Origin of the sequence: Paenibacillus phyllosphaerae, assembly GCF_014192105.1 — a bacterium.
Classification (GTDB): Bacteria; Bacillota; Bacilli; order Paenibacillales; family Paenibacillaceae; genus Paenibacillus_Z; species Paenibacillus_Z phyllosphaerae.
Genome location: NZ_JACHXK010000013.1, coordinates 1 through 13704 on the forward strand (window position 1 = coordinate 1; position 13704 = coordinate 13704).

The following is a 13704-nucleotide window of genomic DNA, read 5'->3' on the forward strand; positions in this document are numbered from 1 at the left end:
GTGGAGAAGGATTATTTGTTATGCACAAAAATAAGTATACCAATAAAACTCGTACTCACCAAGTCCAAAAGCTTGACAAGTATTAGCTGGTTTTCTTGCGTGGCCCGCTTTTGTTCCGTCGTGGATTGCTTGGTGCAATCCACGACGGAACAAAGCTCACGTGCGAGCTTCGTTCGCGGCTTTGGTGCCTTGTGGAGCAGACCTGGGGCTTCGTGCACGATGCAGCTTCCCTGCTGACTCTCGCTTGACGTCCACTTTCGTGGACACGCTTTATGCGTCGGCAGCAAACCCTCGGGCTTCGTGCATGATACAGCTTTCCTGCTGACTCTCGCTTGACGTCCACTTTTCGTGGACACGCTTTGTGCGTCGCCAGCAGACCTGGGGCCTCGTGCATGAATGCGGCTTTCCTGCTGACTCTCGCTTGACGTCCACTTTCGTGGACACGCTTTATGCGTCGTCAGCAGACCTGGGACTTCGTGCACAAGGCGGCTTCCTTTGCTGACTCTCGCTTGACGTCCACTTTGTGGACACGCTTACCTTTTTCGTCTTGCGTGAGCTTTGCCCACGCAAGGCGTAAAAAATCCCAAGCCACGCTTGAGGCTCGGGATTTTTTTGCGTTTATGTTAGTGCCGCGATTCGCTTTTCCAACCAGTCCACGATAGCCGCGAATACTTCGCTGCGCCTTGTTTCGTTATGAAGTTCGTGTTTGAAAGCCGGCCACTCTTGGAATTCGCACAACCCGCCCGCTCCTTCCGCGAATTCTCGGCTGGCCTCGATCGAAGTGACCTTGTCGTCTCCCCCGTGCATCAACAGGATTGGCACAGAGAGCTCATTCGCATGCTGGATCGCCCACAGTCCCGCGCGCTGGACGCTGAAGAAGAACCGTACCGATATGTCGCCGTGGCCCAGCGGGTCTTCGACGTAACGCTGCATCATCTCCGGGTCGGACGTCAGGCTTTTCACGTTAAGCGGCCGCGTGTTGATGTAACCCGGGAAGAAACGTTCCACGACCCGGCCGACCGCCACCGTTACAGGCGGCGCTTGAAAAGCCAGTTTCAGCCACGGGCCGGTCACCACCGCTCCGGCTAGATTGGGCTTGCTACGCAGCAAGTAATTGAGCGTAACGTTGCCGCCCATGCTGTGCCCATATAGAAAAAGCGGCAGCGCCGAATACTGCTCGGCAGCCAGGCTTAGCATCCAATCGACACCTTCCAGCAGTCCCTCGTACTCCGGCACATGGCCGCGCTTGCCCTCGGTTTTCCCGTGGCCGCGCTGATCAAAGGCCAGCACCGCGAATCCATTGTCCGTCAGTTCCTGCGCCACATGCCCATATCGTCCCGCATGCTCGCCCATGCCATGAACCAGACAGACGACCGCTCGGATCGGCACGTCCTGCTCGGGCGTCCATGCACAGCCATAGGCCAGCGTGCCGTCCGCCGTCCGCCATTTCGTCTCGGAGTGTATCATCCTATTCCTCCTTTATCCACCAGCCCATAATCATCGTTACCCCATTATACACCTTTCACTCCCCGCGCCTGCAAAGGGTCGCCGAACCTCATCCGCCTGAAAATGATCGACGTCCTAATAAGACTTCGAGAAACCTTGACACACTCTTGTCAGTGTTCTTTTGTTATTGTAAAAACAGAAATTTGCCGCTGTTAAAATCGAGGGCGCCAAGGTATCATATGGAAGCCGGCATTGGGCTCCTATGCCAGTCCTCGAATCCTGGCAAACAATCCAACCGTGAAAGGAAACTAGAGAGAATGAGTAAGACTAAAAACAAAACCGGCGTGGTCGTCGCCGGTCTGCTGCTCGCCATCTTGATGGCTTCGATGGACAACACAATCGTGGCCACCTCGATGGGCAATATTATCGGCGAGATGGGCGGCCTGGACAAATTCGTCTGGGTAACTTCAGCCTATATGGTGGCCGAGATGGCGGGCATGCCGATCTTCGGCAAACTGTCCGACATGTACGGACGCAAACGGTTCTTCATCTTCGGCATCATCGTCTTCATGATCGGTTCAGCGCTGTGCGGAACGGCGAATTCCATCGTCGAGCTGTCGATGTACCGCGTCATTCAAGGGATCGGCGGCGGCGCGCTCGTGCCGATTACGTTCACGATCATGTTCGATGCCGTCTCGCCTCAAGACCGAGGCAAGCTCGGAGGCTTGTTCGGCGCCGTATTCGGGATGTCCAGCATCTTCGGCCCGCTCCTTGGCGCCTACATCACCGATTACATTTCGTGGGAATGGATTTTCTACATCAACCTGCCGCTCGGACTGATCTCCTTCGCCATGATCGCCTTCTTCTATAAGGAGTCGCCGGTTCACAACAAGCAGCGGATCGACTGGTTCGGCGCCATCACGCTGGTGGCCGCGATCATCTGCCTCATGTTCGCTTTAGAGCTCGGCGGCAAGGAGTATGCGTGGGATTCGGCCCAAATCATCGGTCTGTTCACCGGATTCGCGGTCTGTGCCATCCTGTTCCTGATCATTGAGACGCGCGTATCGGAGCCGATTATCTCCTTCGGCATGTTCCGCAACCGGCTCTACGCCTCCAGCAATGCCATCGCGATGCTGAGCGGCGCGGCCTTCATTACGGCTTCGGTCTACATCCCGATCTTCATCCAGGGCGTGCTGGGCGGAAGCGCGACGAACTCCGGCCTGGTTCTGCTGCCGATGATGCTCGGCTCGGTCGTTACGGCAACCGCCGGCGGTTTCCTGCTGACCAAGCTGCCGTACCGGACGATCATGATCCCGACGCTGATTCTGCTGGTCGTCGGCCTTGCGCTGCTGACCACAATCGGTACGGACACGTCCCGTTTCGTCGTGACCATCTATATGGTTCTCGTCGGCCTAGGCATCGGCGCTTCGTTCTCTGTCCTGAGCAATGCCGCAATCCATTCGTTCAAAGCGAACCAGCGCGGCGCAGCCAGCTCGACGCTGAACTTCCTTCGTTCGCTCGGCATGACGCTCGGCATTACCATCTTCGGCATCCTGCAGAGCCATGCGCTGACGAAGAAACTTTCGGATTCCTTTGCAGGCGCGGACCAACCCGCCGTTCCGGAAGGAATGGACTTTAGCGACCCGCACGCGCTGTTGAATCCCGAGGTCCGCGCGAACATTCCGCAGGAGGCGCTTGCGAAAGTTACGGAAGGCCTCTCCGACTCCATCGTCTTCACGTTCGCATGGGGTATCATCCCTGCCGCGCTGGCGGTTGTGTTCGCACTCGTGATGAGCAAGGAAAAAATGGATCCGGCTGCGGAGCAAGAGGAATATGCCGCAGGCCACTAAGCCGCTTGGCTGTTGGCCAGCCTGACTACGAAAACCTCCGGTTCACCTTACGGTGAGCATGGAGGTTTTGTGCGTTGGTGCCAAGCGGACGGGGATCACAGAAATTGTCGCTATTCGATATGCGCTCGGTATTGGTCGGGCGTCAGCAGTTTGGCGAACGCCTCCTCTGCGGGCTCGGACAGCTCGATCTCGACGATCCAGCCGCCCTCGTAAGGCTCGGCGTTGAGCAGCTCCGGGCGATTCTGCAGCTCCCCGTTGACGCTCACGATGGTGCCGCTCACGGGGGAATAGAGCTCGGAGACCGTCTTCACCGACTCGATCGTGCCGATGCTTGCATCCGCTTCTACAATGTCGCCCACCTGCGGATATTCCACGAAGACGATGTCGCCGAGGAGATCCTGCGCATGATCAGTAATGCCGACGCGCACGCGATTGCCCTCCGCCAGTCCCGCCCACTCATGCTCCTTGCTGTAGACCAGATCGTCTCTGATTTCGCTCATTCCCTATCGCCTCATTCCCTGAAATAATGACTATTCTTTGCGCATCCGCACTATACAGCACATAGAACCGCCCTGCTCTCCATCGCATGCATTACCGATTCATACGCTTGCCCTCGTAAAGACATGCCTGTTGCAGGCAGCATGCCGAAGATTGCCCAAGGACGGGCCGACTTCCACATGGCAGCCCCCTGCGTAATGTCGTTCTTCACCCCGTCCAGTCCTACGGCCGACATAATGCCAAGCAGGAGCCGCATAAGTTAGGAAGACCACTACTCATCGTCCACGCTGACTGGCGATAGCCAGAACTGCACATAGCCGTATTCGGACTACGAGCCCTATTCACCGGTTCTGCAATACCACCCAACTGAATAAGCGGATGAACGCGTGGGGAGAGATTACCAGCAATGGCCTAAAGGTTATGGCTGGTAACGCCGAAGGAGTAAGCCAGTTACGGGTGAATCTCTCAGGCAAAAGGACCTTTGCGGGACGCATCTCTGGAGAGCATCCTCCCAAGGGGGGATCACCGACGGGGAAACTTGCGGCGGAGGCGAGGCTACAGGACATGTCTCCTCCAGTCGCGAGGCAACTCTCAGGTACCAAGGACAGAGCGAAAGGATCAAGGAAAGGCGTCCCGGCAAGGACGCGCACCCTGAACCTTTTGCCTGTCCTTTTTGGCTTAGACGTCTTGATTCGAAGAAGAATGAGGTGATCGAAGCGATGGCTGTTCTGAAACGCACCCCGCTTTATCCGCTGTACGCGGGTTACCCGTCGGCGCGCTGCATCGATTTCGGCAGCTGGGAGCTGCCCGTGCAATTCCTCGGCATTACCTTCGAACACGAAGCTGTGCGCACGCGGGCAGGACTGTTCGACGTGTCCCACATGGGCGAGTTCATCGTAACGGGCCAATATGCGGAGACGTTCGTGCAGCGCCTGACGACCAACGATGTCGCCAAGCTGACCGACGGGCAGGCGCAATATACGCTGATGTGTACGCAAGACGGCGGCACGGTCGACGACCTGCTCGTCTACAAGTTGTCCGCCGATCAATTCATGCTCGTCGTGAACGCTTCTAACATCGAGAAAGATTGGCAGTGGCTCATGGACCATCTGATCGGCGACGTCTTCATCCGCGACGTGTCGAGCGAGACCGCGCTGCTTGCCCTTCAGGGACCGCGCGCTGCCGCCATCCTATCCCAAGTGGTCGATGCGAACGCCATTGCATCCCTGAAGCCTTTTCACTTTGTCCGCTCGCTCGACATCGACGGCGTTCAGGCGCTCGTCTCGCGCACCGGCTATACGGGCGAGGACGGATTCGAGCTCTACGTTCCTGCCGGGGATGCGCAGCAGCTGTGGCGGTCGCTGATCGTCGCCGGCCAGCCGGAGGGGCTCGTCCCTTGCGGCTTGGGCGCCCGCGATACGCTTCGCTTCGAAGCGCGGCTTCCGTTGTACGGGCAAGAACTCGCCGACGATATTTCGCCGCTCGAAGCCGGCCTTGGTCCGTTCGTTAAGCTCGATAAAGGCCCGTTCATCAGCAGCGATGCGCTGAGCGAGCAGAGACGCAGCGGCTTAAAGCGCAAGCTGGTCGGCATCGAGATGATCGACAGGGGCATTCCCCGCTCCCGCTACCCGATTCATGCTGAGGGTCAAATCGTCGGCGCCGTTACGACGGGCACGCAGTCTCCGACCTTGAAGCGCAATCTCGGCCTCGCCCTCGTCGAGACCCCATATGCCGCCCTAGGCACGAAGTTGCTCGTCGAGATCCGCGGCAAGCTGCTGAGAGCCCAAGTCGTCCCCACCCCTTTCTACAAAAGAAGCTGAATTAACCAAGGAGCGCCTCCCGCGGCGTTTCCTGCAGAAGGAGCCGATTGCCATGAAGCACCGCTATATCCCGATGACCGGGCAGGATGAAGCCGAAATGCTGGCCGTCATCGGCGCGGATACGATCGAAGCGCTGTTCGCGGACATTCCGGCAGCCATCCGCTACGAAGGCGTCCTGCCGATGTCCGGACCGCTCGATGAGCCCGCCCTCCTCCGCCATATGCGCCTGCTTGCGGGGCGCAACGCTAATTTCGACGAATATGTCAGCTTCCTCGGAGCCGGCATCTACGATCACCATATTCCCGTCGTCATCAACCATGTGATTTCGCGCTCCGAATTCTACACCGCCTATACGCCGTATCAGCCGGAGATCAGCCAAGGCGAGCTGCAGGCGATCTTCGAATTCCAATCGTATATCTGCGAGTTGACCGGCATGAAGGTCGCCAACGCCAGCATGTATGACGGGGCGACCGCTTTGGCCGAAGCGGCGGCGCTCGCCGGCGGCTATACGAAGCGCAGCCGGATCGTCGTCTCCTCCGCCATCCATCCCGAAGCCAAGGAAATCGTGCGCACCTCCGCCCGCGGCTTGAATCTGGACATTGTCGAGGTCGCCGCGAACAATGGACTCACCGACCTTGAAGCGCTTGAATCGGCGCTTACGGACGATACGGCAGCCGTGCTCATCCAATCGCCGAACTTCTTCGGCGCTATCGAAGACGCAAGGGCCATCGAGCCGGTCATCCACGGAAGAGGCGGATTGCTCGTCATGAGCGTCAATCCGCTGTCGCTCGCGCTGCTCGAAGCCCCCGGCGAGCTTGGCGCCGACATCGTCGTCGGCGATGCCCAGCCGCTCGGCATTCCCGCTTCGCTCGGCGGACCGACATGCGGCTTCTTCGCCGTCACCGACGCGCTCATGCGCCGCATTCCGGGGCGGATCGTCGGCCAGACCGTCGATAAGGAAGGCAGACGCGGCTTCGTGCTGACGCTGCAAGCGCGCGAACAGCATATCCGCCGGGAGAAAGCGACGTCCAACATATGCTCCAACCAGGCGTTGCTCGCCCTATGCGCGTCCGTCTACATGTCGACGCTCGGCAAGACCGGCATGCAGGAAGCCGCCCTTCTCAATGTGCGTAAGGCGCATTATGCCGCAGACAAGATCGCAAGCCTTCGCGATCCGCATACGGCGGCGCCGGTATTCGAGTTGCCCTTCCAAGCGCCGTTCTTCAACGAATTCGTCGTGAAGCTGCCCCAAGCTCTCGACGCTGCCAAGCTGAACGCCAAGCTGCTCCGCAAAGGGTTCATCGGCGGGTACGATCTGGCGCTTGCCGACCCATCCTTGAGCGGCCACATGCTGATCGCCGTCACGGAACGCCGAACGAAGGACGAGATCGACCGATTCGTCCATGAGCTGGAGGAATGTTGCCGATGAACATGAAGCCGACGCCGGATAAAGCCCTTATATTCGAGCTGAGCAAGCCCGGACGCGTCGCCTACTCGCTGCCTGCCTGCGATGTGCCGGAGACGGAAGCCGCTTCGCTCATTCCGCCCCATCTGTTGCGCGCCAAGCCCGCCGAGCTGCCCGAAGTGTACGAGGTTGATGTCATCCGCCATTATACCGAGCTGTCCCGCCGCAACTTCGGCATCGACAACGGCTTCTACCCGCTCGGCTCCTGCACGATGAAATACAATCCGAAGATCAACGAGGATGTCGCCCGCTTCCCGGGCTTCGCCAAGATCCATCCCTATCAGCCGGAGGAGAGCATCCAAGGCGCATTAGAGCTGCTCTATACGCTGCAAAACGACATCGCGGCGCTGACGGGCATGGATCAAGTGACGCTCCAGCCGGCGGCCGGCGCCCATGGCGAATGGACCGGGCTGATGCTCATCCGCGCCTATCATGAGAGCCGCGGCGAGAAGCGCACGAAGGTCATCGTTCCCGACTCTTCCCACGGCACGAATCCGGCGAGCGCGACCGTCGCCGGATTCGAGACCATCACGATCAAATCCGATGCCAAGGGGATGGTCGACCTTGATGCACTGAAAGCTGCGGTCGGTGCGGATACGGCGGCGCTCATGCTGACGAATCCGAGCACGCTCGGCCTGTTCGAAGAGCGAATCGTCGAGATTGCGAACATCGTGCACGAGGCGGGCGGCCTGCTCTACTATGACGGCGCCAACTCCAACGCCATTATGGGCATTACTCGCCCTGGCGATATGGGCTTCGACGTCGTTCACCTGAATCTGCACAAAACGATGAGCACCCCGCATGGCGGAGGCGGTCCGGGCGCAGGCCCGGTCGGCGTGAAGAGCAAGCTGATCCCTTTCCTGCCGAAACCCATCGTCAGCCGCCGCACGGACGGCGCTTACTATTGGGACTATGACCGACCGGCCTCGATCGGCAGAGTAAAGGCCTATTACGGCAACTTCGGCATTCTCGTCCGCGCTTATGCGTATATTCGCACCTACGGGCCGGAAGGATTGCGCCGCGTCTCCGAATGCGCCGTTCTGAACGCCAACTACATGATGCACCGTCTCGCGCCTTATTACGAAGTCGCCTATCCGGGGCTGTGCAAGCATGAGTTCGTCCTCTCCGGCCGCAGGCTGAAGTCGTTCGGCGTGCGCACGCTCGATGTGGCCAAACGGCTGCTCGACTTCGGCTACCACCCGCCGACGATTTATTTTCCGCTCAATGTGGAGGAGTGCCTTATGATCGAACCGACGGAGACGGAGAGCAAAGAAACGCTGGATGCCTTCATCGACGCGATGATCAGCATCGCCCAGGAAGCGGAGCAGACGCCTGAGATCGTACGGAATGCGCCACATACGACGGTCGTGAAACGGCTGGATGAGACGACGGCCGCCCGCAAGCCGGTGTTGAACTGTACTTGCGGCTAGCGCGGCCACCCGTGGAGCCGCAAGACAAAAAAAGCGCTCCTGCACCAGCAAGTCTGGTGTCAGAGCGCTTTTCCCTATAGACTAATCGCCAATCGGCATCATGTTGACGGATACGACATCTTCAATGCTCGGCCTCAGATCGATCTCGATCTCCAGATCGGGCACGCGCTTCACCCACGGCTCTTCGGCGGCCGGTGCGGCTTCCGCAGCCGATTGCTCCAGCTCGTCGATCCACAGCGCGTCCTGCGGACAATCGACCATCAGGAAGCGGCCCTGCTGTCCGTTGCCCGTCGGATAATGCTTCAGATAAGCCTTCGTCTGCTCGATGGCCAGAATTTCGACCATCCCGCTCGCATGGCTCATCGACAGCCGCACCCTTTTGCCCAGCCCGCTTGCGAGGGCCTTCGCCTCTTCAATCAGCTGATAAGCGCGCGCGAGCGGCAGGACGAACTCCGCGTTCGACTCCGTAGGCGCTTGAACGAAGAAATAAAACGGCGCAACCCCGCTCCACACCAAACGGTCGAGCAGCTCAGCCAGCACGGCAGCCTCGTCGTTAATTCCCCGCAGCACATGCGTACGGTTCACGAGAATGGCACCTGCCTGCTGCAGCGATTCCAACGCTCGCTTGGCTTCTTCCGTAATCTCCCGCGGATGGTTGATATGAACAGTCAAATAGATGCGCTTCTCCGGGGTGGAATGCGTGCGGATGACCGAGAGCAGCGCCTCATGCGCATAGATCCGGGACGGTTCTCTCACCGGCAGCTGCGAGGCGAGCCGGATAATCCGGACATGGTCGATGGCGCGAAGCTCCGACACGACGAACGCAAGGCTCTTCTCATCCAAAGCCAGCGCGTCGACCCCCGTTAGCAGGACTTGGTTAATCTCGGGATGCTCCGCGATATAGCCGAGGCTTCGCTTAAGCTCCTCAAGGCCAGCGATACCGTCCTCGGTCAAATTCAACGTCGCATTCGTCCCGTACACATGCTGCAGCCCAGGCATAATCTCCTGTCTGCTGAGCCCTTGAGTTTCCCAGCGGTTCAGACCGCCGAGTCCCCCGGACAGAGGTGAGGCAAGCTTGCGGATCGGATCATCGGGATTAGCCCAATCAATAAGGCTGGCGTAATAATTATCGTGTGGCGGAGTGGAAACATCAGGTGTCGTAGCTGCATGATTGGCGCTTCGTACATTCTCCGGTGCAGTCATGAATCATCCTCCTTCGTCCTGAAATCTGCAGGCTGCGTTAACCGCAGCGATAGGTTCGGGTCTTTCTTTATTGAAAAACAAAAAAAGACCCCAAAAAAAAGCGGGTCTTCTGGTTTGTATTCAGTAAGGTATGAACACATCAGACCCATCTTCTGCTGACGAGGTTAGCTGACGGACTCGGGATAGATGGTTCCCTACGTTACGATGCGTAACGATTCGCCCCTGCCGCAGGCGTGAATCCTCAAGCCTGCAAGCTTCCCAATCGGATGACCTTGCTGCAGACCCGGTCCGCTGCAAGCACGATTGAAAGTGGTTCCCCCGCTTCTTCATGCCATAGAGACACGAGAATTAAGCGTACTCCGAGTTTAACCCCATTAATCTGAAAAGTCAAACGAATATTACAAGGTGAAACGCCTTTCGCCGTCCTATGGCGGCGTATTAAGTTTCATTCCGGAGAAATAGAAGATGAAGTATAAGGTGAAACATATACTTGCTTATATTTGAGGGAAATAGGCCAGCCCTTTTATCCGAAAAAAAGAACTGGCCCTGCCCGTCCGCTCCTGGCATAAGACAATCCCGCCCGGCGATATGCTTGAATTAAGGCACACCCGTTACCGCCGATGGCGACGATGGGTGTGCTACGGCATTACCTAAACGCTTCCCCTCCGCACCTTCGGACGAGCACCTTTAGCGCTTTAGCGGCGGACATGGGCAAGCCGGCGGAACAGCTTGATGCATACCGCCAGCCAGCATGCGCTGACCCAATAACCGCCGAGCAAGTCGGACGGATAATGAACGCCGAGATACACGCGGGACAGACCGATGCACATGATCATGATCACGCCGAAACCGATGAGCACGCCTCGCCATAACCGCGACGGCATATGGCGCCACAGCAGATAAGTCAGCAACCCATAGAACGTAAAGGCCGCCATCGAGTGGCCGCTCGGGAAGCTGTAGCCGGTCTCCTCGACGATGCGGTGAATATCCGGCCGTGCCCGCTCGTAGAGCCCCTTGAGCACGACGTTCAGCAAGGTCGAGCCCAGCATCCCGCCGATCAGCAGGAACAGCTCCTTCCGATGTTTCAAGAAAATATACAGCACGACCGCGACGACCAGCACGAGCGGAATGACCACCGATGAAGAGCCGATTTTCGTGAACAGTTTGGCAGCAGCCGTAAGCCCGTCCGATTCCGTCCCCTGAATCGCATCGATCAGGGACAGGTCGAATCGCATCAGTTTCTCGCGCGTGACCAGCATGGCCAGCCCTTGGAACCCCGCAAGCGCGAGGATGAGATAAATCCACCACATTGAAGCCATGACCTCCGATAGTCTGAAAATAAGCGAAGCCGATGAAACAGATGACTTTACAGTTTCTTATTATACGGGACAGCCCGCGCGAAAATCCAAAAAATATGCTGAAATTTGGCCGTTTGCCCGTTGCGGCGTCCCGCTTTTTCACGTATGTATAGAACAAGGTGAAACGGCTTGCGCCGTCCTGGCGGCGGATGAAGTTTCATTCCGGAGAAATAGAAGTGTCATTTATAAGCGTGCAACTTATAAAATGCTTCTATTTCAAGAAGGAGAAGGAAGGTGGGACAACATGCAAGCTCGAAGAGACAGCAATATAGACGGGATTGACGTCAGCCGTTATCAGGGCAACATTAATTGGAGCTCGGTCAAGGCAGGCGGGATTGCATTCGCGTTTATTAAAGCTTCCGAAGGCACCGGCTCCACTGATCCCCAATTCGAGCGCAACGTTACAGGAGCGAAAGCGGCCGACGTTAAAGTAGGGTTCTATCATTACGCACATCCCGAGCGCAACAATGCGGCTGCCGAAGCGGCCCATTTCATAAGCACCATCAACGGCTATGAAGCCGATTTCCCCCATGTGCTGGACGTGGAAGGCGATGCTTCGGCGATCGGGGCGGCAGCGCTGACCGATTGGGTCGACGCGTGGCTGAAGGAAGTCCGCAAACAGACCGGCCATCCGGTCATGATCTACTCCGGCGCCAGCTTTGCAAGGTCGTATCTGGGCAAGGAGCTGGGCGATTATCCGCTCTGGATTGCGCATTACGGCGTCAACACGCCGATGGCCAACAGCACCTGGAACCGATGGGCCGTATTCCAATACTCGCAGACGGGCCGGGTGAACGGCATTAGCGGCGATGTGGACTTGAACGTGATGGAGCGCGCCTTCTACGACCAATTCACGACGACCCCGCAGGAAGTCGAAGATGTCGATGCGACAAGTCCGGATACGATCAAGGTCGTCATCAACGATAAGCTCGCCACGCATGGCCGCGCGATCGACGGCCATGTGTACGCCCCGCTTCGCCAGATCGGCGATGCGACCGGCAACACGGTCGGCTGGAACAACGAGCTGAAGGTACCTGCCTTCAACGGACAGCAGGTCGACAACTTCACCGTCATCGACTCCACGACCTACGTGCCCGTGCGGACGGCAGCAGATCTGCTCGGCGGCAATGCCTTCTGGCACGCGGACACGAAGAAAGTGTATATCTACTATAAGCTGTAACGCCGTTTTCTACGCTCGCGCAAAAAAAGACCGTCCTCGCCCGAAGCATCAGCTGCTTCGGCGGGACGGTCTTTCATACCTATAAGGGATATGCGCCTATGTCTTAAGCTTCGCTGCCGATCTTCGTCAGGAACTCAGCCTCGAGCTTATCGAGATGCTTATCCATGCATTTGCAGTAGTAATCCTTGCGGCACATTGGGCAAGGGATGTTCAGCAGACGATTCGCCGATTGCAGGTTCCACTCCGGGTTCTTGCTCAGGAACAGACGATACTTGGACTTGTCATGAAGCGTGACGACATATTGGTACAACTTCGTCTTGTCATTGATATCCGATACTTCCATGTCCGTAATTTTAGGGTTGAATGCCATTGTTCAGACCGCCTATTTTCAAGATTTTTATGTAAAATAGCATAGCGTGTTAACCCTTGTGTTGTCAATTTTTCTATCCGTGCCCGCCGCGTAATTATGCCATATAGCTGTCAGTATTCCCTGGATACAATAGAAGTATGCAGTGGAACAATGATCAGATAAGGAGTTATATGACATGACACAACCATTACTAGGCAAAGTTGCGGTCGTCGCGGGAGCGACACGGGGCGCGGGGCGCGGCATCGCCGTCATGCTGGGAGAAGCCGGGGCCACCGTCTATGTGACCGGACGAAGCACGCAAGGGAATCTCTCGGATATGGGGAGAAGCGAGACGATCGAGGAGACGGCCGCGCTCGTCGATGCGCGCGGCGGACGCGGCATACCGGTCCGCGTCGATTATACGGCGGAAGCCGATGTGGCGGCTCTTGCCGCCCGCATAACGGACGAGCAGAACGGCCAGTTGGACCTCTTGGTCAACGATGTATGGGGCTGTGACTCCCTCACCTCCTGGGGCGTGCCCTTCTGGGAAGATTCGCTCCACAACGGGCTGCTCATTCAGCAGCGGGCGGTGCATACGCATCTGACCGCCAGTCTCCATCTCGTTCCACTAATAGTCCGCCGGGGATCGGGGCTCGTCATCGAGATTACGGACGGATTCGATTACCGCTATCGAGGCAACCTGTTCTACAGTCTGGCCAAAGTCTCGACGATCCACCTCGCGCAAGCGATGGCGGCCGACCTGCGCCCGCATAACGTGGCAGCGGTCTCCTTGAGCCCTGGATTCCTCCGCTCGGAGGCCATGCTCGAACACTTCGGCGTGACGGAAACGAACTGGCAGGACGGTGCCGCCAAGGATGTCCACTTCCTGCAGTCCGAGACCCCGTCCTACGTCGGTCGGGCGGTCGCCGCGCTTGCCGCCGATCCGGGTATTATGTCGCTAAGCGGCCACATCCTTACCTCTTGGGGGCTCGCAGATCGCTACGGCTTCACCGACCAGGACGGCCGAACGCCGCATTGGGGCCGTTACGCGGCAGAACAGGGCTTCTATGAGCCATATATCCATTCCGGCGAATAACTTCATTCC

At 57.9% G+C, this 13704-nt stretch carries 12 protein-coding genes and 3 riboswitches; of the genes, 6 read left to right on the top strand and 6 right to left on the bottom strand.

Features of this window, described 5'->3' with window-relative positions:
- Nucleotides 1–618: 618 nt before the first annotated feature.
- Nucleotides 619–1467 carry an alpha/beta hydrolase gene (locus FHS18_RS22600; RefSeq protein WP_183602649.1) on the bottom strand — a complete coding sequence of 283 codons (849 nt, stop codon included), beginning with the start codon at nt 1465–1467 and terminating at the stop codon, nt 619–621.
- Nucleotides 1468–1763: 296 nt separating this feature from the next.
- Here FHS18_RS22600 and FHS18_RS22605 point away from each other — a divergent pair, with 296 nt between their 5' ends.
- The gene (locus tag FHS18_RS22605) at nt 1764–3296 is read left to right on the top strand and encodes an MDR family MFS transporter (protein WP_183602650.1); all 1533 of its coding nucleotides are present in this window, start codon (nt 1764–1766) and stop codon (nt 3294–3296) included.
- A 110-nt stretch (nt 3297–3406) separates the two neighbouring features.
- On the opposite strand, the gene gcvH is transcribed toward FHS18_RS22605, so the two are convergent.
- A complete protein-coding gene (gene gcvH, locus FHS18_RS22610; RefSeq protein ID WP_183602651.1) occupies nt 3407–3796 on the bottom strand; it encodes a glycine cleavage system protein GcvH in 390 nt (129 codons plus the stop codon).
- Nucleotides 3797–3846: 50 nt separating this feature from the next.
- A complete protein-coding gene (locus tag FHS18_RS22615; RefSeq protein WP_183602652.1) occupies nt 3847–4050 on the bottom strand; it encodes a hypothetical protein in 204 nt (67 codons plus the stop codon).
- Nucleotides 4051–4172: 122 nt separating this feature from the next.
- A riboswitch (glycine riboswitch) is annotated at nt 4173–4285 on the top strand.
- Between the two features lie 3 nt (nt 4286–4288).
- Nucleotides 4289–4404: riboswitch (glycine riboswitch) on the top strand.
- 109 nt (nt 4405–4513) lie between these two features.
- Here FHS18_RS22615 and gcvT point away from each other — a divergent pair.
- Genes gcvT through gcvPB form a run of 3 tightly spaced genes read left to right on the top strand, consistent with a single transcriptional unit; the run spans nt 4514 to nt 8509 of the window.
- Nucleotides 4514–5614 carry a glycine cleavage system aminomethyltransferase GcvT gene (gene gcvT / locus FHS18_RS22620; RefSeq protein ID WP_183602653.1) on the top strand — a complete coding sequence of 367 codons (1101 nt, stop codon included), beginning with the start codon at nt 4514–4516 and terminating at the stop codon, nt 5612–5614.
- A gap of 52 nt (nt 5615–5666) precedes the next feature.
- Nucleotides 5667–7043 carry an aminomethyl-transferring glycine dehydrogenase subunit GcvPA gene (gcvPA, locus tag FHS18_RS22625; protein WP_183602654.1) on the top strand — a complete coding sequence of 459 codons (1377 nt, stop codon included), beginning with the start codon at nt 5667–5669 and terminating at the stop codon, nt 7041–7043.
- Complete coding sequence (gene gcvPB, locus FHS18_RS22630; RefSeq protein ID WP_409348588.1) at nt 7040–8509, top strand: aminomethyl-transferring glycine dehydrogenase subunit GcvPB; 1470 nt, start codon at nt 7040–7042, stop codon at nt 8507–8509. The genes gcvPA and gcvPB overlap by 4 nt, the downstream gene beginning before the upstream one ends.
- A gap of 81 nt (nt 8510–8590) precedes the next feature.
- Here gcvPB and FHS18_RS22635 read toward each other — a convergent pair whose 3' ends face one another.
- Nucleotides 8591–9712: a KamA family radical SAM protein gene (locus FHS18_RS22635; protein ID WP_183602655.1), complete on the bottom strand. Its 1122-nt coding sequence runs from the start codon at nt 9710–9712 to the stop codon at nt 8591–8593.
- Between the two features lie 140 nt (nt 9713–9852).
- Nucleotides 9853–10077, bottom strand: a riboswitch (cyclic di-AMP (ydaO/yuaA leader).
- Nucleotides 10078–10407: 330 nt separating this feature from the next.
- Complete coding sequence (locus FHS18_RS22640; protein ID WP_183602656.1) at nt 10408–11022, bottom strand: phosphatase PAP2 family protein; 615 nt, start codon at nt 11020–11022, stop codon at nt 10408–10410.
- Nucleotides 11023–11314: 292 nt separating this feature from the next.
- Here FHS18_RS22640 and FHS18_RS22645 point away from each other — a divergent pair, with 292 nt between their 5' ends.
- Entirely contained in the window at nt 11315–12250 is a 936-nt protein-coding gene (locus FHS18_RS22645) for a GH25 family lysozyme (protein ID WP_183602657.1), read from the top strand.
- A gap of 103 nt (nt 12251–12353) precedes the next feature.
- Here FHS18_RS22645 and FHS18_RS22650 read toward each other — a convergent pair whose 3' ends face one another.
- Nucleotides 12354–12620 carry a hypothetical protein gene (locus FHS18_RS22650; protein ID WP_183602658.1) on the bottom strand — a complete coding sequence of 89 codons (267 nt, stop codon included), beginning with the start codon at nt 12618–12620 and terminating at the stop codon, nt 12354–12356.
- Between the two features lie 175 nt (nt 12621–12795).
- Between FHS18_RS22650 and FHS18_RS22655 the strand changes: the two genes are divergently transcribed.
- Nucleotides 12796–13695, top strand: a complete 900-nt coding sequence (locus FHS18_RS22655) for an SDR family oxidoreductase (RefSeq protein ID WP_183602659.1) — start codon at nt 12796–12798, stop codon at nt 13693–13695.
- The last annotated feature ends 9 nt before the right edge of the window (nt 13696–13704 follow it).

What these genes read in the sequence shown, in the direction of transcription:
- FHS18_RS22600 (WP_183602649.1), bottom strand. Translation starts at nt 1,467, where the DNA reads ATGATACACTCCGAGACGAAATGGCGGACGGCGGACGGCACGCTGGCC.
- FHS18_RS22605 (WP_183602650.1), top strand. Translation starts at nt 1,764, where the DNA reads ATGAGTAAGACTAAAAACAAAACCGGCGTGGTCGTCGCCGGTCTGCTG.
- gcvH (WP_183602651.1), bottom strand. Translation starts at nt 3,796, where the DNA reads ATGAGCGAAATCAGAGACGATCTGGTCTACAGCAAGGAGCATGAGTGG.
- FHS18_RS22615 (WP_183602652.1), bottom strand. Translation starts at nt 4,050, where the DNA reads ATGCGGCTCCTGCTTGGCATTATGTCGGCCGTAGGACTGGACGGGGTG.
- gcvT (WP_183602653.1), top strand. Translation starts at nt 4,514, where the DNA reads ATGGCTGTTCTGAAACGCACCCCGCTTTATCCGCTGTACGCGGGTTAC.
- gcvPA (WP_183602654.1), top strand. Translation starts at nt 5,667, where the DNA reads ATGAAGCACCGCTATATCCCGATGACCGGGCAGGATGAAGCCGAAATG.
- gcvPB (WP_409348588.1), top strand. Translation starts at nt 7,040, where the DNA reads ATGAACATGAAGCCGACGCCGGATAAAGCCCTTATATTCGAGCTGAGC.
- FHS18_RS22635 (WP_183602655.1), bottom strand. Translation starts at nt 9,712, where the DNA reads ATGACTGCACCGGAGAATGTACGAAGCGCCAATCATGCAGCTACGACA.
- FHS18_RS22640 (WP_183602656.1), bottom strand. Translation starts at nt 11,022, where the DNA reads ATGTGGTGGATTTATCTCATCCTCGCGCTTGCGGGGTTCCAAGGGCTG.
- FHS18_RS22645 (WP_183602657.1), top strand. Translation starts at nt 11,315, where the DNA reads ATGCAAGCTCGAAGAGACAGCAATATAGACGGGATTGACGTCAGCCGT.
- FHS18_RS22650 (WP_183602658.1), bottom strand. Translation starts at nt 12,620, where the DNA reads ATGGCATTCAACCCTAAAATTACGGACATGGAAGTATCGGATATCAAT.
- FHS18_RS22655 (WP_183602659.1), top strand. Translation starts at nt 12,796, where the DNA reads ATGACACAACCATTACTAGGCAAAGTTGCGGTCGTCGCGGGAGCGACA.